The 21,137-nt window shown below is 38.3% G+C and carries 15 protein-coding genes; 9 read left to right on the top strand and 6 right to left on the bottom strand.

What is annotated here, in order from left to right; genetic code table 11:
- Positions 1–167: 167 nt before the first annotated feature.
- Genes N5O98_RS15190 through N5O98_RS15175 form a run of 4 tightly spaced genes read right to left on the bottom strand, consistent with a single transcriptional unit; the run spans position 168 to position 5,190 of the window.
- Positions 168–1,475: a DUF4989 domain-containing protein gene (locus N5O98_RS15190; RefSeq protein WP_004301374.1), complete on the bottom strand. Its 1,308-nt coding sequence runs from the start codon at positions 1,473–1,475 to the stop codon at positions 168–170.
- A gap of 20 nt (positions 1,476–1,495) precedes the next feature.
- Positions 1,496–2,923 carry a BT_3987 domain-containing protein gene (locus N5O98_RS15185; protein ID WP_118161047.1) on the bottom strand — a complete coding sequence of 476 codons (1,428 nt, stop codon included), beginning with the start codon at positions 2,921–2,923 and terminating at the stop codon, positions 1,496–1,498.
- 26 nt (positions 2,924–2,949) lie between these two features.
- Positions 2,950–4,110: a DUF1735 and LamG domain-containing protein gene (locus tag N5O98_RS15180; RefSeq protein ID WP_022199432.1), complete on the bottom strand. Its 1,161-nt coding sequence runs from the start codon at positions 4,108–4,110 to the stop codon at positions 2,950–2,952.
- 9 nt (positions 4,111–4,119) lie between these two features.
- A complete protein-coding gene (locus tag N5O98_RS15175; RefSeq protein ID WP_032856118.1) occupies positions 4,120–5,190 on the bottom strand; it encodes a glycoside hydrolase family 18 in 1,071 nt (356 codons plus the stop codon).
- 237 nt (positions 5,191–5,427) lie between these two features.
- Between N5O98_RS15175 and N5O98_RS15170 the strand changes: the two genes are divergently transcribed.
- The 6 genes from N5O98_RS15170 (at position 5,428) to N5O98_RS15145 (ending at position 15,727) form a co-directional block, all read left to right on the top strand.
- Entirely contained in the window at positions 5,428–8,754 is a 3,327-nt protein-coding gene (locus N5O98_RS15170; protein ID WP_004301370.1) for a TonB-dependent receptor, read from the top strand.
- 11 nt (positions 8,755–8,765) lie between these two features.
- Positions 8,766–10,388 carry a SusD/RagB family nutrient-binding outer membrane lipoprotein gene (locus tag N5O98_RS15165; RefSeq protein ID WP_118161046.1) on the top strand — a complete coding sequence of 541 codons (1,623 nt, stop codon included), beginning with the start codon at positions 8,766–8,768 and terminating at the stop codon, positions 10,386–10,388.
- A 90-nt stretch (positions 10,389–10,478) separates the two neighbouring features.
- Positions 10,479–11,564: a glycoside hydrolase family 18 gene (locus tag N5O98_RS15160; protein ID WP_004323633.1), complete on the top strand. Its 1,086-nt coding sequence runs from the start codon at positions 10,479–10,481 to the stop codon at positions 11,562–11,564.
- A gap of 11 nt (positions 11,565–11,575) precedes the next feature.
- Positions 11,576–12,742 (top strand): DUF1735 and LamG domain-containing protein, encoded by a 1,167-nt coding sequence (locus N5O98_RS15155; RefSeq protein WP_004301367.1) that lies wholly within the window; start codon positions 11,576–11,578, stop codon positions 12,740–12,742.
- Positions 12,743–12,767: 25 nt separating this feature from the next.
- Entirely contained in the window at positions 12,768–14,192 is a 1,425-nt protein-coding gene (locus N5O98_RS15150) for a BT_3987 domain-containing protein (RefSeq protein WP_269495804.1), read from the top strand.
- 32 nt (positions 14,193–14,224) lie between these two features.
- Positions 14,225–15,727 carry a BACON domain-containing protein gene (locus N5O98_RS15145; protein ID WP_004311004.1) on the top strand — a complete coding sequence of 501 codons (1,503 nt, stop codon included), beginning with the start codon at positions 14,225–14,227 and terminating at the stop codon, positions 15,725–15,727.
- 267 nt (positions 15,728–15,994) lie between these two features.
- Here N5O98_RS15145 and N5O98_RS15140 read toward each other — a convergent pair whose 3' ends face one another.
- Positions 15,995–17,413 (bottom strand): ATP-dependent DNA helicase, encoded by a 1,419-nt coding sequence (locus N5O98_RS15140; RefSeq protein ID WP_004311005.1) that lies wholly within the window; start codon positions 17,411–17,413, stop codon positions 15,995–15,997.
- Between the two features lie 95 nt (positions 17,414–17,508).
- On the opposite strand from N5O98_RS15140, the gene N5O98_RS15135 reads away from it, so the two are divergent.
- Genes N5O98_RS15135 through N5O98_RS15125 form a run of 3 tightly spaced genes read left to right on the top strand, consistent with a single transcriptional unit; the run spans position 17,509 to position 19,489 of the window.
- Complete coding sequence (locus N5O98_RS15135) at positions 17,509–18,195, top strand: hypothetical protein (RefSeq protein WP_004301363.1); 687 nt, start codon at positions 17,509–17,511, stop codon at positions 18,193–18,195.
- On the top strand, positions 18,195–18,965 hold the full coding sequence (locus tag N5O98_RS15130; protein WP_004311006.1) for a DUF3822 family protein: 771 nt from the start codon (positions 18,195–18,197) through the stop codon (positions 18,963–18,965). Before N5O98_RS15135 ends, N5O98_RS15130 begins: the two co-directional genes overlap by 1 nt.
- Positions 18,956–19,489 (top strand): RsmD family RNA methyltransferase, encoded by a 534-nt coding sequence (locus N5O98_RS15125; RefSeq protein WP_004314595.1) that lies wholly within the window; start codon positions 18,956–18,958, stop codon positions 19,487–19,489. The genes N5O98_RS15130 and N5O98_RS15125 overlap by 10 nt, the downstream gene beginning before the upstream one ends.
- 24 nt (positions 19,490–19,513) lie before the next feature.
- Here the strand turns inward: N5O98_RS15125 and cls are convergent, their stop codons facing one another.
- Positions 19,514–20,953, bottom strand: coding sequence for a cardiolipin synthase (gene cls / locus N5O98_RS15120; RefSeq protein ID WP_004314596.1), 1,440 nt, complete (start codon positions 20,951–20,953; stop codon positions 19,514–19,516).
- Positions 20,954–21,137 lie beyond the last annotated feature (184 nt).

Raw genomic sequence — 21,137 nt, 5'->3', positions numbered from 1 at the left:
TGTAGCATTTAATTCAAATATTTAGGAACATGAGCAAACGTTAGACTTAGAAAAGTTAGCGCCTGCCCGTTCTTTGAAAAAGCAATTAAAAAGAGGCTGACTCAAAAACAATCTTGAGACAGCCTCTCGAATACAAACTTTAACCTATATTCTTTTTAGACTCAATACTACTTAAAGACGTATATTTCATAAAGCTCACATCCCCAAGAAGCCAAAAGATCAAATTTCACATACCGTGCAGTTATAGATTCAATGAATTGATAGTAATCGGCATTCTCATCAGCAGTAGCTACTTTTCCTAGATAATTCCATGTGTTTCCATCAGAAGAAACTGATAATTGTACATTTTGAGGAGCATAATAATATATATAATCAAGACCTACTCCAGTGATTGTTTTTTCCTCTCCCATATCGAGTGTAAATGAAATATCTCCATCAGAACATATACCTTCATAGTTACCTTTGGTTTCACCATCAATAAGCGAACCGCCACCATCGTTTTGATAAAAATCACTACTATCTTCCACATCTACAGACCAACCCTGTTTGGCCCATTCTATCCAACCGGAAGGCCGTTTGTAAGATATGTGTTCAAATCCTCTTATATATTTATTTATATTCAAGGTGAAAGAACTTCTTTTCTCATCCTGCACGAAGACCGGATCTTCACATTCAAAAACAGCTGTGATATTTAATGTGTTTGACGAGTCGTCCGATGTACGCAACAAAAAGTCATTAGTAATCTCCCAAGTAATATCTCCTGATGTCTTTTCACCAGCAGGAATTATAATTTCTGCAGGAGTAATACTAATGTCTTTCAGGTATTCGTCATCCACTCCTTCCGTTGTAAGTTTCACCTTTACATCTTTCCGAGCAGGACGATCCAATTGTACACTGAATGTATATAGATTCCGCTCCGTGTCCTTAAATTCTCCGTTGAAATAAGTATGTTCGAATGTAGTTTTATTACCGACTTTTCCTTCCAAGAAACCTGTAGCTACATACGCCTCTTTCTTTATCAAAGCTTTTGCCTCCAAGGTAATAGATGGCATTTTATATCCTTGCACAGTAGCTCTCACTCCTAAATTATAGGTAGCTTCATCGTAATTAGATTGAAAAACATCCATATTTTTTATACCCAAAGTAACACTGGCATCCGTATAGCCTGCCGGAATTATCAATTTGGTATCACTTAACTCAACATCTTCTCCGATTGGCTCAAAAGTAACTATTGCGTCCTCGGGTGAAGCGTTAAAACGAAAGGTGAATATTACGGGTTTATCGAATTCTAATATACCCTCATTATTATAGGTGGCATTCACTGTTATTTCCGAGCCTTCTCCGTCTTCCGCCACAAGAGAAAAATTGTTATCCGGATAGGTAGCCAGACTTGGAGTTTCATCTTCGCCGCATCCAGAAAGGGCTGTCAGCAAACCGACTGCCAATAATAAGAAAAATCTATAAAGTGTTCTCATTTCTACAATTGTTTTTTAATTTATTGCAAATCATCGGGATATTGGTAAGGTGTGGCATCATTGTCTTTGTAGAACACGGTAGGTGCTTGTAACGGAGAACCATACAGAGTTCTCACATCAGACAGACGCCGGAATACATTGCCATAATTTTCCGGCTTCGGTGAAAAGCCCATAAACCATCCAGAACCTTGGTTTATCAGTCTTTGTCCCTGTAAATCGCCACCTGTACCTCTAACAAACTCCATGGATTGACCGGAACATTCTTTGGATGTCAGGTCCCCATACGGAACTTGAGAAGGATCTCTACCATAATCACCAACTACAATATCTATCCAGTTTTTAATAGTTACTCCATCAACAACGGTTGCCTTCGAACTATACATTCTTCTTAATGCATATACTGCTACGATTTTATCAGGCATTGCTTGTTTAGTTTCGTAGCATAAACGTGCCGCAGCCTCCTCACTAGGCTCTGTTAATGCTGGATTATTCGGATCATAAGCACCTTCATATTCGTCATCAAAACATACCCCGTCCAGATTATATGCTTTGCAATACTGAGCTAGTTCTCGTGCAAAGTCTTTGGCACCTTGTTTAGAAAGTTGCGCCACTCCTGTTATATCCCCGTTACTAAGTATTCCTAATACTATTTTAGTTCCACGTTTACGAAGTGGTTGCAAAAATTTCTCATTATTATCTAGCAAATATTGTATGTAAGCATTACATTTTAAATAAGGGCGTTGGGCTTGTGCGTCCCAGTTGATATTGGCAGCAAATGGAGATACTACATCCCACAGCAATTTTCCGTTTTCCAGTTGAAAAGAAAGAGCATTCAGTGGATTTGTACCATCAAAGAAGACAAATGACTTTACTACATCTTCCCCTTTGTAAGTGTTTCCTAACTTTCTCATATCTTTTATCAAATAGATACAATGACCAGCTTTCTCATCTTTTATGGTAATGTCGCTACTTACGTGGGTAAGAGCTATAGGTAAAGCATAGGTTTTATCTTCTTTCAAAGTGCCGTCCGTCTGAATGGTGATGTCAGTCTGAGCAGATTTTGTTTGTGCATCTACAATAAGCTTCCCGTCATTCTTAAAAGAAACCAAGTGCGCAGGATACAATTCAAAATCGGTTTCATGCTCTTTGTTATAAGTATCCAAATAGTCTGCATCAATAATTACTTGAGCAAAAGTACTGGTACTCGCCATTTTACTAAGACTCATTTTTACAGAAGTAGTATAAGTATCTTTGTATAGCTCCACTAGGTTAGAGGACAAATTGGACTTTCCGTCACGCAAGTATCCATTGTTTTCATAAATGCCAGTATATGCTGACTCATCTATTGCTTTATTTATGACAAGATCATCATCACAAGAGGTAAGGCAAGTTATGCCGCCTGCAAATATGGCAACCATCAACCCTGTTATCAGATATTTTTGTTTCATAATAATATTCTTTTTAATTAAAAGGATTAATATATTTGAGGAAGTTCTACAGGAACCCATATCGGATCTTTACTCGCAGTGATATCATTTCCATTACCTGTACGATCTATAACAACCTTTCCAGACCCCTCATTAAATTTCCAGTAGGCTACAAGTCCTTCACTGGCAGGATTTACTTTATAAGGATTATCTGCAATTTGCTCTGCAGTTCTTTCTACGCTCCAAATACGAACCTCTGAAATTTCTCCCGGAAGCCAGCGGGTACCATCAAAAGAACGGCCTATATAGCAATTCTTAGTTAAATCAACCGTACTATTTGCTGACTGGTCTTTATACACCGCCACACCATTCTTGTAATAGATTCGGTTTTTATTGACAGTGTTATACACAACAGCTATGTGTACCCATTCGTCTACCGGAAGTCCAATACCTGGTGCGTGATTTGCTGGAGGAAAACTTCCACCTGGCACAAATGCCTGAAGTTGATCACGTGGACGGTCGCCATCACCGATACGTATAAGGAAATTACCTTCAATTCCAAAAACAGAACTTAGTGCATTATCACGTTTGGTCACCCAGTCATCACTTCGTACCAATGCTTCCACTGTAATAGTAATCATCTTGCTTACATCACTATTCCATTTTATCGGAAAATAGTTTTCTTTAATATTAGCTACAACATTAATAAGAGCAGCGCCTTTGATGATAAAATAAGTAGTACGGGCACTCTCAAGAAGTCCAATTCCAGATACATTTGTGATTGTAACAGGCAACACATAACGTCTTGAGTCGTCCAATTGATTCAAATTAACGAAATTCACTATGATATCATCTCCAGAAATTCCTCCGGGTTGAATCGTAACATTCTTCACAGGAATATCATAAAACGCTTCGGGAAGTGCTGTAGCATTATCTCCATAACTTAGATTGTAGGTAGCCGCTAAAGATGGTTTGGCATCAAAGCTGACTTGGATTTCGTTGTCGACAGGAGCAGCAAGCCGATAAGTAATTTTACGACTGTCAAACAATACATCTTCTTTAATCAGTAAATCTTCTGTTACGGGTACCGAACTTATATAAAGCTTATTGTCATAATGATGTTCATCATTAATATCCGTATCCTTGCAGCTGCTTACCGTAAATGCAGTAAATGCTATAAATGCTAATTGATAAATATGCAATTTCATATTGTATTTCTATTTATTAGGATTCATTATATGAATAGTTTCACGTACTGTTCCATAAGTATTATTGTAATAATCCTTTTGGATATTGATGATAAAAATACCAGTGCAGGTATAATCTGGTGATGCCTGTACAATCCATTGAGCTGTACCTTGTGCAGCCAATACTTTATTTCCATTTGCATCCCGTGTATCCCAATAACCAATTATCATATCCTTATCTTCCTGTTGAGGAAACTGTGTACAGGCAATAAAACGATCTTTTGGAACAAGATCCGCATTCGTTCCTGCTACGTCTATGCCTGCTTGAATAGCCATAAAAACATTTAATGTCAGATCCTCCATGTTTTTGGAAGAAGCGGTTTTCAGTATCAGATGATTGTATTTATCCAGCATATCCATGTTTTCTGGAGCCAAATACTGCACATAACCGTAAAAAACCAATGTTTTGTCGGTATGCTTAATCCGCCAATCCAACACTCTGCTGAAGAAGTTTTGCTGACGTGCCTTGTATTGTTGTAACACATCTTCTTGCATACCCACCATTGAAAGTCCTGTATAGTCAATTAGGATACCATCATATCCATAATTGTCACATAGAACCAGCATAGCATCCGTACGTTCATTCAGATACCTTTGTGCATCTTCTTCCGTCAATTCGGAATTATCTTTTGCCTTATTGTTCCATTCTTGTTCTAAACTCTCATAATTAATGCAGGAAAGCGTGCGGATATTCTTCTCGCGTATTTTTACCATTTCGGCTTGTGTTTCAGACGAGAGCTTTTCTGGATTATTCAAACAGATAAAATCCACACTGTCCAGTATAGCGGTGAGACGTTCGGTTTGATTGATTGGATTAGTTTCCGGATTGTCAAAAGAGACAAAGACTAACTTATGTTCTCCATCCTTGTAGCGTTTCAGATCTCTGATATAGTCAGCATACAGTTGCGGGTTTTGCTCTTCAAATGTAGGGTAATGGATGTTAATGCTTTCTGGGTCTGTCCAGCCTTCGCATGAGGAATACATCATCCCCCACACCATCAATATTGTTGTAAACAAACTGTTTTTTACTATTCTTTTCATATATATTATCACTTAAAGATTTTAATCACATTATTTTCATCCAAGTTCTCTAAGTACTTGGTAAATTCTAAATATAGGTTATTCAAGGAGATATCAGATATTTCTTACTTTTTTCGAAAAAAAAGAGAAAATGGACTAAGTGTTTATTATATTAGCATTGTTTTATTAACAAAGGAAGGGAAAGTCGACACTCTTCTTTTTGAGTTTAATAAAATGTATAACCATTAAATTAAATGTATGGAAAGCAAACATTCGCTTCGAAAGTCGAAGTTATTTCGAGCTTTATTGATTCTTTTGTTGATAGCAGTTCCTGTACAATGGGCTGCGGCACAGTTGACCTTATCAACTCCCCGTACAACTTTAGGAACTGTAATTAAACAAATTCAATCACAATCAAAGTACCAATTTTTCTACAATGACAAGCTATCAACTGTCACAGTTGAACCTTTAAAAGTAAAAGATGCTTCTTTAGAGCAAGTTTTAAACACACTTTTGAAAAATAAAGATATCTCTTATAAAATAGAAGAGAATATAATTTATTTATCAGAAAAAGAAAATTCCGATTCACTACAACAACAAAGCGGGAAAGAACGTACTATAACCGGACAAGTTGTAGATGCTAAAGGAGAACCATTGATTGGTGTTAGCATTTTAGTGAAAGGAACAACAGACGGAGCTATTACCGATTTGGATGGTAACTACAAAATTGTGACAAAAAGCAATAACCCAGTTATTGTTTATTCTTATATCGGATATAAGACACAAGAAATCCCTTTGAAAGGACAGACAGCCATTAATATTACGATGATGGATGATACCCAAGTGATTGACGAGGTAGTTGTTACAGCTTTGGGTATTAAGCGTTCAGAGAAAGCTTTGAGTTATAATGTCACACAGGTCGATGCAGAATCAGCTTTAGCTGTAAAAGATGCGAACTTTATTAATTCACTGAACGGAAAGGTTGCGGGTTTAAATATCAACTCTTCTTCTTCTGGTATTGGTGGTGCAAGTAAAGTTGTTATGCGTGGCTCCAGGGGTATCGAACAATCGTCTAATGCTCTTTATGTTATCGACGGTATTCCAATGTATAACCTGAGCGCTTCTGGTGGTTCTGAAGAGATGCAATCGCAAGGCTCTACAGAAGCTATAGCTGATATAAACCCAGATGACATTGAATCAATGTCAGTTTTGTCTGGTGCTGCTGCTGCCGCATTGTATGGTAGCAATGCATCTAATGGTGCTATTGTGATTACAACCAAAAAAGGAAAAGTGGGTCGTGTAGCCTTGACCGTATCTAGTAATACAGAAATGTTATCTCCATTCGTCATGCCACAGTTTCAGAATCGCTATGGAACTTCTGGAACAGATGCTAGTTGGGGTAAAAGATTGAATGAAGCTAATTACCGCGGATACGATCCTGCAAGTGATTATTTTCAGACTGGGCTTATTGGAACAGAATCTGTAACACTTTCTACTGGTACTGAACACAATCAGACATATCTTTCTGCCGCAGCCGTCAATTCGCGTGGCATTATTCCAAATAACAAATACGACCGCTATAACTTTACATTCCGGAACACCACTCTTTTTCTAGAAGATAAGATGAAACTGGATGTTGGTGCTCAATATATTATGCAGAAAGACCGTAATATGGTGAATCAAGGTATTTATGCAAACCCATTGTCTTCTGCTTACCTGTTTCCGCGTGGAAATGACTGGGAAGATTACAAAATGTACGAACGTTATGATTTAGAGCGTAATATGTATACGCAATATTGGCCTCAAGGAGGGGGATCGTTCCGTTTACAAAATCCTTACTGGATTAATTATCGTAACTTGCGTGAAAATGACAAAGATCGTTATATGTTGAGTGCAGCTTTAAGTTACGATATTCTAAGTTGGTTGAACGTAGCTGGACGTGTACGTCTAGATAATTCATACAACACATATACACAAAAATACTATGCCTCTACCATCGCAACTATTGCTGAAGGTGAAAATGGTTTTTATGGTGTAACAAACACTCGTGACAAGCAAACATATGCAGACTTATTGTTGAATATAAATAAAACATTTGGCGAGGATTGGAGTTTAACAGCTAATATCGGAGCATCTTATTCAGACAATCGTTCTGAAGCTCTTGCCGTTAGTGGACCAATTGCAGCGAATGGACTTCCTAACTTTTTCACAGTTGCTCAATTGGATAAAGAAACTGGGAAACGTGAAGAAACTGGTTATCGTGAACAAACACAATCTATATTTGCATCTGCAGAAGTTGGTTATAGAAGTACTTACTACTTGACTCTTACCGGACGTAATGATTGGCCAAGTCAATTAGCGGGACCGAACTCAAAACAGTCTTCTTTTTTCTACCCGTCAGTAGGAGGCTCTGTTGTTTTGTCTGAACTTTTCAAATTACCTGAAAGTATTTCATACTTAAAACTACGTGCTTCTTGGGCATCCGTAGGTCTACCATTTGGACGCTTCCTTGCTTATCCAACTTTTTCATGGAATACTTCAACAGGAGCATACTCTTCTCAGTCTGCATATCCATTGTATGATTTGAAACCGGAACGTACAGATTCTTGGGAAGTAGGTCTTACTGCACGTTTCCTTAAACATTTCAATTTTGATGTTTCATTCTATAATACCAAGACTTACAATCAAACCATGGATGCAAAGCTTTCTCCAACAGGAGGCTATAGTACATTCTATGCGCAGACTGGTAACGTACGTAACCGTGGTGTAGAACTTTCACTTGGTTACAAGAATACATGGAACAAGTTTTCATGGAGTTCTAACTACACATTCAGTGCCAATAAAAACAAGATTTTAAGCCTGATTGATGGTTACATAAACCCTGTAACCGGTGAAGAAATAACAAAAGACCGTATGGATGTAGGTGGTTTATCAAAGGCACGGTTCATTCTAAAAGTAGGTGGATCTTTAGGTGATCTCTACTCACAGTCTGACTTGCTTCGAGATTCAAATAATAAGATTTATGTAAATGCCGATGGAAATGTAGCAGTGAATGACAAAGCTGATGATATTTATTTAGGATCTGTTTTTCCAAAAGCTAATATGGCATGGCGCAATGACTTTCAATATGGTAACTGGGGACTTGGCTTCCTTCTTACTGCCCGTTTGGGAGGAGTCGTTTACTCTGCGACTCAAGCCGTTCTTGACTCCTATGGTGTATCCGAAGCTACAGCAGCAGCTCGTGATAATGGTGGAGTCGTGATAAACGGCAACGATATGATTGACGCGCAAAAGTGGTATACAGTGGTTGGTGCCGACAGCGGTATTCCTCAATATTACACTTATAGTGCTACCAATTTACGTCTGCAAGAAGCTTCTGTCAGCTACACTATCCCAAGAAAGAAATTGAAAAATATTATGGATATCACTCTTTCGCTGGTAGGTCGTAACTTGTGGATGATTTATTGCAAGGCTCCTTTCGATCCTGAATCTGTAGCCACTACAGGTAACTATTACCAGGGAATTGATTACTTTATGATGCCTAGCCTTCGTAGCGTAGGATTCAATTTGAAACTTAAATTCTAAAAACGGAAAAGATGAAGAAAAATACAATAATACAGTTTATAGTCACTGGTATGTTTCTTTTCGGTGCAACTGCATGTACAGGAAACTTTGAAGATTACAATAAAAATCCTCATGAACCAGACCAAAATGACATGGGAGTAGATTGGTATTTGGTAAGATCATTAGCTCTTAATTTACAAGATTTGATGATGCCAGAACAAGAGAACTTTTCTCAATATGTAGACTGTTTGATGGCAGGAGCATTTTCGGGATATGTAGCAGACTCCAATTTGGGTACAGGTTGGTCTGGTCGTTACGCAACTTATAATCCTTCAGACGATTGGAAAAAAATTCCATTCAATGATTTTTATTCAAAGTTTTATCCTGATTACTTCAATTTGAAAAATCAAAGCGATGATGAACTTTTCTTATCGTTGGCCGAGTTATATCGTATCGTCGTAATGTTACGTGTAACAGATACATATGGTCCCATCCCTTATTCAAAAGTAGGTGCAGCTAATGCGATCAAATCCCCTTATGATTCTCAGCAAGCTGTCTATGCCAAAATGCTAGAAGATTTGGATAATATTATTACAGTATTAGGAAAGTTTGGCAACCAAAGCTTCAGCTCAAGTGCTGATAGAATTTATAATGGCAATACATCAGCATGGTATAAGTTTGCCAACTCTTTGAAGCTAAGAATGGCGATGCGTACTTGCTATGTAGCAGGATTTAACGTGAATGGAAAAACATCACAGCAATTGGCTGAAGAAGCTGTAGCAGCAGGTGTTATGACTGCTGCAACTGATGGCGCTTATCGTAAAGTTGCCGATCATAATCCATGGCAACGTTTTATGGTACTATGGTCAGATGCACGAATTTCAGCGGATTTAACCTGCTACATGAATGCATACAACGATCCTCGTCGCGAAGCATATTATGATAAAAGTACTTTTGGCACCGTGTCGGGAAATGCATATACTGGAGAAGAAAGTTATGTAGGTTTACGTCGGGGTATTCTGCAAGGACAATATAACTCCTGGTCACAAGGCTCTTCTTGTATGAAAGTCACTACGAGTGATAATATAGTTGTGTTCCGTGCATCAGAAGTCGCTTTCTTGCGTGCTGAAGGAGCTCTTCGTAACTGGAACATGGGAGGAACAGCTAAAGACTTCTATGAGGAAGGAATCCGTTTGTCGTTTGAAGAAAACGGAATTACCAGTGGAGTCGAAAATTATCTTGCAAGTACGGGAAAAGTAGAAGCATATAAAGATCCACTGAAAGGACAAAGTGCCCAAACTTATGATTACTCTGGAGCTATTAATACAAATGTAACTGTGGCATGGTCTGGAGGTGATTTTGAAAAAAGCTTAGAACAGATTATTACTCAAAAATGGATTGCAAACTTTCCAAATGGTATGGAATCATGGACTGAGTACCGTCGTACAGGCTATCCTAAATTAATGCCAATGGTAGCAAATGCAAGTGGAGGAATTGTTAATGATGCGGAAGGTGCACGACGCATGCCATATCCAACTGATGAATATCGTGAAAATAGAGAAAGCGTAGAAGCAGCAGTTGCGACATTGACACAAGAGTCCAAGACTAAAAGAGGAGATACGATGGCAACTCACGTATGGTGGGACTGTAAATAAATCAACCAATGAGTAACAAAAAATAAAAATATATACCAAGTACTTAGTATATTAAATTATACAAATAAAATTACCTTAATTATAGCATATATGAGAAGAAAAATAAAATATCTCATGCCTGTAATGCTGGCATGTTCTATGATGCAGTTCTCGTGTTCTGACTGGACAGATCCAGAAAGCATCAATATACATACTCCTTCTATGGAGGAACAAAATCCGGAACTTTATGCTCAATACCTGGAATCTCTCAACAACTTTAAAGCAACAGACCATCAGGTAGTAATTGTTTCAGTTAATAATGTAAGTACTGTAACAACCTCACGCAGTCAACATCTTACTGATATGCCTGACAGTCTCGACTATATTTGTCTAAACAATACAATGGAAGTAAATCAGGCAAATATATCTGAGATGAAGGAAGTACGTCGATTGGGTACAAAAGTATTGGGATTAGTTGATTTCGATGCTATAGAAAGTGCATGGAAAAAGATTCTTGAAGAAGAAGCAGCCAACGCTGTACCTAATCCCGAATCTGATGAAACAGAAAATGGAGAAGAAGGAGAAGAGACTGTCGACGATGCAACACGTTTTATTGAATACTGCAAAAGTGAGGTCACTAAACAAATCGCCGCAAGTAACGCTTTAGATGTAGATGGAATTGTAGTGAATTATACAGGCTTCGACCTCAATTCGCTTGTTGAAGAGAATGAAATTGCCGCTGAAACAGCACGTCAAGGAGCATTCTTTGACGCGGTAGCTAACTGGAAAGTTGCGAATACTAATAAGGACTTGCTTTTCAAAGGTTACCCGCAGAACGTTATTGGTAAAAGTCTGCTTTCTGATTGTAAATACATCATTGTCAATGCGCATGGAGCAAAAAACCAATACGAGATGTCTTATCTCATACTCATGGCATCAGCAAAAAACGTACCAACCGACCGCTTCATCATGGGAGTAACAACGCCTTATCTTACCAATTCGGGGAGTTACAATGGTGAACTCGGAGATGGCTCATCTGCCATCATTGGAGCTGCTCAATGGGCAGTGGCAAAGACGCCTGACTACACCAAAGCTGGAATTTCAATTGATGCAGCGGAAAAAGACTATTTTAATGCCAGCAATGTATACCCAACCTTAAAAGAAGCTATAAGTATATTGAGTCCAACCGTTAAATAAAAAACTGCCTTATGAAATTAAACAATTTAATATTTACAGCTCTTGCCGGTTTCTCAATAATTCTTGCCGGTTGCCAGAACAACGATGAAAATGAACAGCATTATGACAATAAACTCTTCATTTCGGCATCGAACTTTACTAAGGAAATACTGTTCAAAGCTGGTGATACAAATGTAGAAACTGGTCTTTCAGTAGCCATAGCAAAGCCTGAAGAACATGATATCAAAGTGACTATGTCACCTGCTCCCGAACTTTTATCAACTTATAAACTGGCATATTACGATGAAACTGCAGTACTTCTTTCTGAAGAACATTATTCAATGCCAGAAACTTCGACTACCATCAAATCAGGTAGTATAGTTAGTCCAGAATTGCCTATTGAATTCATTAATACAGGAGAACTTGATATCAAAACCACTTATGTGCTTCCAGTCACTATTAAATCAGTGGAAGGAATCGGCGTTTTGCAAAGTGCTAAGACATATTATTATGTATTCCGCGGAGCATCACTTATTAATGTGGTATGTAATATCAGTCGTAATCGTGCTTATCCGGACTTCAAGAATGACTCCAAATTCAATAATCTAACGGAGAATACGATGGAGATACTGTTCAAGGCCAATTCATTCCCTAATACTCTGAACACGTTGATGGGTATCGAAAGCAATTATTTGCTCCGTATCGGTGACGCAACCATTCCGAATAACCAACTTCAAGTAGCTACTTCTGTTAACAATTGTACAAGCGCAGACCTTCAACTTGAAAGTGGCAAGTGGTATCATGTAGCTGTCGCATTCAATAAAGGTAATGTCAAAGTATATATCAATGGCGTAGAAAAGCTTTCCGGTTCAACGGGAAAGAGTTCTGTTAGTCTTGGTGCTAAACATACCAATGAGGAAGACGGCTCACGTTGTTTCTGGGTAGGTTATTCCTATAAAGATGACCGCTATTTTGATGGCGTCGTTTCCGAAGTACGAATCTGGAATCGTGCATTAACAGCAGAAGAAATTCAGGCAACAAATCACTTCTACACAATAGAACCTGAATCGGAAGGGCTCATTGCATATTGGAAATTCGACGAAGGTTCGGGTACAGTAGCTAAAGATTACAGCGTGAGTGGCTATGATTTGACAATCGAAAAAGAACCTAAATGGGAATCTGTTTCATTGCCTCAATAATAAATCATTTAACTAAGAATTGAATATGAATATGATAAACAATATCAAATATGCTTTCCTGCCAGTGGTAATGTTCACTATGGCAACCTTCACATCTTGTGAGGAAGACATTGAAATAGGAAACAAGATAGATGAATCTTCTTATTTGGCATCGACTCAACTGAGCGGATTATTATTGGACGAAAATACGAATAAAAACAGTTCGGTAATCGAGCTCCGAAATAATGAATATAGCACTAATGTGGTATTCCGTCTTTCTAAACTACCTCAAAAAGGAGTAGATGTTCAAATAGCTGTCGAGGAATCATATGCAGCTATATACAACACTATCCATGAAACGGATTTCGAAGTGTTTCCTGCCGCTAATGTGAAAATCGCAAATAATGGTACTTTTGTATTTGCCCCAGATGATAAAGTTACCCCAAGCGTGAAAGTTACACTGACTGCGTTTGATGGAATGGAAGAGGATAAAACCTACATAGTACCTTTGACAGTAACATCTTCTACTGAAGGAGTAACATTTACTGAAACGTCCAAGCATATGGTGCTTCTCGTTCAAGATTATCGCAACAAACCTAATACTAACAAAGGAGAAGATGCGGTACAAACAGTTCTTTATTTCGAAGTTAATGATACTAACCCGCTCAATGCCCTTGAGTTTCTGACTGAAAGTGGTAAATATTTTTTCGACCATATCGTACTTTTTGCTGCTAATATCAATTGGGATCCAGAGAAACAACGAGTATATTTAGCGAACAATGAAAATGTTCAATTCTTGCTCGACAATAATGATAAGTATCTACAACCATTGCGTAAAGCTGGTATGAAAATTATTATCAGCATCCTTGGTAATCATGACGAAGCTGGTGTCGCTCAACTTTCGGATATGGGAGCTAGGGAATTCGCCCGGGAACTGGCAGCTTATTGCCGTGCTTATAATCTGGACGGCGTCGCTTTCGATGACGAATATTCGAACTCACCAGACCTTTCAAACCCCTGGCTTGCAAGCCCATCAGCTTATGCAGGTTCACGATTAATGTATGAATGTAAAGCTGTCATGCCGGAAAAAATTGTCTCGCTCTATAACCTTGGCAACATGTATTCAAGTAGTCTCCAAGTTATCGATGGTATCGAACCTGGTCAGTATTGCGATTATGCTGTAGCTGACTATGGTGGTGCTGCTGGGCCAGGTACCGGTATGACATTGAAACAGTGTGCTGGTATGTCAATAGAACTAAGACGAGGCAGTGGCAACTCAAGTGAATCTACAGCGCGTTCTAGAAAAGAAGCTGGTTATGGATACTACATGTTCTTCGCACTTGACCCATCATTATATGGTTCACAAGTATATAGATGCCAATCCGTTTGTAAAGGTTTGTACGATGAAACATTAGTTTATCCAAGTTACTATTATAAAAAGAATAGTACAGAACGTGAAGCTATTAACTGATTAATGTATATTTTACCTTAAAAAGAATAGATATGAAATTATTTAAGAATTTAATGATAGTGTTATCGGTATCCCTCCTACTATGGGGTTGTTCTGATGATGATGAATCAATCAATAATGGTAATTCAACAATCTCACTATCGACCAATATACTCCAAGTGGATAAAAATGGAGGGGATGCTACAGTTACTGTAACAAGCTCCGATAACTGGCGGTTGTCAGGAATATGTGATTGGGCACATCCGTCAATAACTTCAGGTAAAGATGGTGATGTAGTTACTTTTACCATCGATCCTAACAAATTAGATGAAAAGCGTACTGCAACCTTCAAGTTTTTCACAGGTTCTTCAGTTGTGCCACTACAAGTAGAGTCTCAACCTGCATATATAATGGATTTACTTTCTGACGAAGCTCTTTCTATTACTAAAGAAAAAAGTACTGTGAGAATTCAACTTAATACCAATGTGGCCGACCCAACGATAACATATAGTGACGGTGGTAAAGAGTGGCTGACATTCGATAGACGTAATGAATTCGGTGGCAAAGTAACTTTATCATTCACTGCTGCCGAGAACAAGACATATAAAGATCGTAGTACAAAAATTACAATCTCAAGCCCACTCGTTACTGAAAGTGTCAATGTAGATATTAATCAAAAACAAACAGATGCAATTATCACCGAAAGTAACACTTTAACATATGATCTAACAGCACGAACTATCTCTTTTAAAGTGAAATACAACGTCAATTACGCTATTTCCATAACAAAAGGGAAAGATTGGATTACTGATCAATCAATTTCCGAACCACAAAAAGGCGATGATGGTTTGACTACGGTTACTGTTACTTATAAACTATCCGCATCACCAGCTTCGCGTGGAGGTACAATTCATATTGCCCAAACCAGTGGTACATTAGTAAAAGATATTGCTATTGTTCAAAAAGATCCGGACGCCAGCCCTGTGGAAATTCCAGATGCCGTTCTTCGAGCACTTTGTATATCTAACGGTTGGGCTCTCCCTATTGATGATACCAAATGTATTATTCTTGAAGAAGGATTAAACGCAACTTCATTCTCTAACACCTCATACTCTAACCAGATTAAAGATTTAACCGGAATAGAGTATTTCCCTAACCTGACTTCATTACGTTTAGGTTATTGTTCAAACATGAAAAAGCTTGATATTTCAGGTTTACATAAGGTATCATCACTCACATTTAATAGCCCTACTATTTGTGAAGAGTATAATTTGGGAGATAATCCAATTACTAGTTTCAATGCAGGAGGTAGCTATGTTTATTCGGAGGCAGAAAGTCTTAAAGTCATCAGTAGTAAACTTGAGTCTTTGGATTTAAGTCTTGTTTCCTGGTATGCAAGTTATGATTATGTTACGTCAATTGATGCTTCGGAATGTCCAGCATTAACAAACTTAAACGCCAATCGTAGCAGCAAAATTAAGACTCTTTATTTAAAGACTGGTCAAGTGATACCAAAGTTAACTAAGAATGATGCAACTACTATTGTTTACAAATAATTAATATATAGAGAAATAATTTATAGAGAATCCCTTTATTTACTCTTTCCAAATCTGTGAATAGAGTCAAATAAAGGGATTATTGCTATCTATTTTTATCTAATGCTAGCTCTTATCTTAAAATACTCTTTTCATCTATAAACAAACCACAACCAGTACTCAAAGACCTTTTTGAATCCAACAATATTGAAATCAACTGATTATATAATCAATGTAACCTTAAAACTCTAAATCATATAAAGATTAAGAGTCATTCAAAAAACAAAACTATTCCACCTGCTCTTTCGGGTAATTCACCAAATACAGTGTCTTTGTCGCCCGAGTAAAAGCTGTATACAACCACCGGAAATAATCCGGAGTCAAATACTCATCTGTCATATACCCCTGATCTAAAAACACATTCTGCCACTGTCCGCCTTGCGCTTTATGACAGGTTATTGCGTATGCATATTTCACCTGCAAAGCATTGTAATGCGGATCGGCTTTCATCTTTTTCATCCGGTCTCTTTTGTTTGGAATATCTATATAATCCTCAAGTACCGTATAGAACAATCGGTCATTGTCTTCTTTCGGCAATGCAGGTGAGTCCGAATGTAAAGTGTCTAATAATAGATTCGCATCCAATTCAAAATCATTCTGATCAGGAAAGCGGAGAGTAACTTCGGCAAAACGAAAACCATATATTTCACGAGTTCGACGAACACGCCGGACAACTGCAATTTCTCCATTAGCTATAAAATCCATCTCCTTATATTTCTCCGTCCAATAGTAATTATTTTTGGCTATCATCAACATATCTCCTGTATTCAATTCATCTTCACGCCAAAGAATTTGAGCACGTATTCCATTGTTATATAGGTTTGCACGTTTATTGGAACGACAGACAACAATCGTCTCATCCATACCATCATGATCGTAGCAATTAGTTAGTTCCTCTATCAGTTCAGTTCCCGGCACCAGTTTAATATCAGGAAAACCTGCTATTTTTATCTTAGGCAGAGAATAACAATCATCCTCTGCTATCAATTGCCTCAACTGTGTGGCATTCCATAATATTCCGGATTCTTGCACCTGACGGACTACTTGAGTAAGATCAATCTCACGTACTTCAAGTCCATACCCCTTCAATGCATCGGAAAAAAGTGCCGGGCTTAACTCCTCTCCTACCGGAGGAAGCTGCGCGGTATCACCCATTAACAAGAGACGACATCCCTGTCCTGAATAAACAAATTGCACCAAATCATCCAATAAACGTCCTGTTCCAAACATACTGCCCGACAGTCCTTCGTTTGAAATCATGGAAGCCTCGTCGACAATAAACAATGTATTGGTAGCTAAATTGTCATTGATCGAAAAGTTACTAAGTTCATTAGAAAAAGATTGTTGTCTATATATTTTTTTATGAATAGTAAAAGCCGGATGTCCTGCATACACTGAAAAAACTTTTGCCGCACGTCCTGTAGGAGCCAACAATACAGATTTCTGCTGCAGCTGATCCATCGTTTTCACCAATGCCCCTACCAACGATGTTTTACCAGTACCAGCATACCCTCTTAAGATAAAGACTTCATCTGCCAGTGTGGACAGCAGAAACTCTGAAAGAGATTTTACAGCAATTTCCTGCTCTAAAGTTGGCTGATAAGGAAAATTTTCCTTAATTTGCCTTTCTAAATAGTTATTTATCATTTTTGTACGAGAAAAAAGTTCGAGGAACTATCGTATTTAAATTTATTTATTCTATTTTTGCGATGCGAATATAACAACTAAAAACATAATTTATCATGAAAACAGTATTTAATATTGTATTGGTGCTTTGTGCTGCTGCACTGATTTACATCTGTTACACCAGCATTATGGGTCCTATCAATTTTGAAAACGCAAAAAAAGAAAGAGAAAAAGCAGTCATTGCCCGTTTGATCGACATCCGTAAGGCACAGCAGGAATACCGTTCGCTGCACCGCGGAATGTATGCACCCAAATTAGACACACTGATTGATTTCGTTAAAAATCAAAAATTGCCGTTCGTTATGAAGATGGGAATGTTAACTGACAAGCAATTGGAAGATGGACTGACTGAAAAGAAAGCCATGGCTATCATCGAAAAAGCAAAGAAAACCGGTAGATACGATGAAGTTAAGAAATGGGGACTTGAAAACTTCAAACGTGACACTATGTGGGTAGCTGTATTGGATACTATCTATCCCAAAGGATTCAATGCCGACTCTATGAAATATATTCCTCACGGAAATGGTGCTCAATTCGAAATGAACGTGAAAAATGACACTGCCAAGTCTGGTGCTCCGGTATATTTGTTCGAAGTGAAAGCTCCATACGAAACTTATTTGAGCGGACTTGACAAACAAGAAATCATCAACCTAAAAGACCTGGATTCTAAACTAGGCAAATATAGCGGCTTGATGGTAGGTTCTATCGATACTCCAAACAATGGTGCTGGTAACTGGGAATAATGATTGATTTTACTAAATCAAAACAATATACTTTATCCATCCGTCTTAGTACGGATGGATTTTCTTTTTCTATCTATAACCCGATTCATGACGATTCGCTTTCAATAATAGAGAAAGAGATAAATGCGTCTTCATCCCTTACAGCAAATCTAAAAACACTCTTTCACGAATCGGATTTCCTCAATCATCCTTACAAACGAGTAAACATTATGATGGCAGGCAAGCGTTTTACGATTGCGCCATTAGAATTGTTTGAAGAGGAACAGGCGGAACTTCTGTTTTATCATAATCATCAGAAAAAAGAAAACGAAACGGTGCTCTATAATATTCTAAGAAAGAATAATGTAGCTGTCATCTTCGGCATAGACAAAAGCGCACAGACCTTTTTGAATGAACAATATCCCGAAGCTCGTTTCTATTCTCAATCTACTCCATTCATCGATTATTTTTCTGTAAAAAGCAGATTGGGAAACAGTAAGAAGATGTATGCTTCTATACGCAAAGACGGCATTGACATCTATTGTTTTGAACGAGGACATCTGCTTCTGGCTAATTCCTTTGAATGTACGCACACAGAAGACCGTATTTACTATTTATTGTACGCCTGGAAACAACTGGAGTTTAATCAGGAACGGGATGAGTTACACCTAACCGGAATACTTCCGGAGAAAGACGTTTTAATGAGTGAATTGAAAAAGTTTATCCTACAGGTATTCATCATGAATCCTGCAACTAATATTGACATGCAAGCCTTATTAACATGCGAGTAATCAGCGGTATTTACAAACGAAGAAGATTTGACGTGCCTCGGACATTTAAAGCACGCCCTACGACAGATTTCGCCAAAGAAAATCTGTTTAATGTACTCAATAACTATATCGATTTTGAAGAAGGAATAACAGCTCTTGATTTGTTTGCCGGAACGGGAAGCATCAGTATCGAATTGGTATCCCGCGGATGCGACCGTGTTATCAGCATTGAGAAAGATCCTGCACATCACTCATTCATCTGCAAAATTATGAAAGAGGTGCAGACAGACAAATGTCTGCCGATACGCGGAGATGTATTCAAGTTTATCAAAAATGGCCGCGAACAGTTCGACTTCATCTTTGCCGATCCTCCCTACGCTTTAAAAGAGTTGGAAACAATACCCGAATTAATCTTTCAGAATAATCTTCTCAAAGAAGGAGGATTATTGGTACTGGAGCATGGAAAAGATAATAATTTCGAAGAAAATCCACATTTCCTTGAGAGAAGGGTGTATGGAAGTGTGAACTTCTCACTATTCAGATAAGATCCAAATACAATTTCATCCTTATTAAAGTAGCGGAGCCAATAAACGCACGATAGACTCCGCAGCTTTTTGTCTCCACGAACGTCTGCCCCAATTCTTCAAAAAGATCTGTGTACTTTCGCGCTGGTCCTGAAGAAATATTTCTTTCATTTCAAGGGCAGTTTCTACGTCATACATAAAAGCATTCACCTCAAAGTTATGCTCAAAGCTACGGAAGTCAACATTGGTAGAGCCTACAGTGGAAAGCATATCATCTGAAACCATCAGCTTAGAATGTAGAAAACCTTTCTTATAAAAATAGACCTTAACACCTGCCTGCATCACATCTGCCAAATAAGAACGCGATCCAAGATGAGTTATCCAGTTATCTGCACGTTCCGGTAACATCAAGCGTATATCCACCCCAGACAATGCTGCTGTTTGCATAGCTGCTAATATTGGTTCTGTAGGCAAAAAATAAGGTGTTTGCATATAGAAATATTTTTTTGCACCGGTAATGGCAACAGTCAATCCCTGCATGATTTCTTTCCATGGCCCGATAGGCTCACTCGTGACAATTTGCACTAAAGAACTTCCGCAAGAGTCAATCTTCGGAAAATAACGGGAAGCGGTTATCAACGTACGGTCTACAAAATACCAATCAAGCAAAAAAGCCGTTTGTAAACCATGCACTGCCTTGCCTTCCAACATGATATGCGTATCTCGCCAAATCCCCCAAGAAAAGCCACGCATATAACGTTCTGCCAGGTTCATTCCCCCAACGAAGCCCACGCGTCCGTCAATAACGACAATCTTTCTATGGTTGCGGTAATTCACCCTACTGGTAAATAAGGGAAAACGTACTTTCAAAAAGCTCCTGACTTCAATACCGGCATTGCGCATTTCTTCAAAAAAACGGTTAGGCACATGCCAGCAACCTACATCATCATAGATAACCCGTACTTCAACCCCGTGAGAAGCTTTTTCTATCAGCACATCCCTGACCATACGCCCGATAGCGTCATCTTCAAAGATGTAATATTCCATGTGGATATGCTGCTTCGCTTTTTGCAGTTCACGCAACAATGATTGAAGTTTGGTATATCCTTCGGTATAGACTGCCACACGGTTCCCCTCAAATGGAAACGCTTGATTCGTTTGCTGGAAAAGCTGAATAAGACGGGAGTATTCATAAGGAACGTCCGAACAATCCTGTGCGAGATATTCGGCCATTGGTTTCTTCAATAAGCGGTCGTAGCTTTTTTGCCCAATGATACGTTCGCGACGTTGACTCCGCCCAAAGAAAAAATAAAAGACAAGTCCGACAATAGGAAGGAAAAGTAATATGAGTATCCATGCCATGGTTTTAACCGGATTCCGGTTGTCAAGAATGATGATGACAATCGTACCGATAATGGCTCCAAAATAAAGAATATCAAAAGCCACTGTTGCTATCTGGCTAAGCATATAGTTCCAATCAATCATAGGAATCTCCTTTCATACGGATACTAAACAACAAATATAGAGTAAATTCTCGGATTAACAAAGAAGAAGGTGTGTCAAAATGCACACCTTCTGTTTTTTACGCACAAAGCCCCGACTTTCACAAGCTGGGGCTTTGTTATTACCTAAAGATTTTGTATCTTTAGGCATAAGAATTTCACTATGA

The organism is Bacteroides sp. LFL-34 (genome assembly GCF_027257075.1).
GTDB lineage: Bacteria > Bacteroidota > Bacteroidia > Bacteroidales > Bacteroidaceae > Bacteroides > Bacteroides ovatus.
Note: the sequence above shows the minus strand (reverse complement) of the source record. Positions and strands in the feature narration are given on the sequence as shown.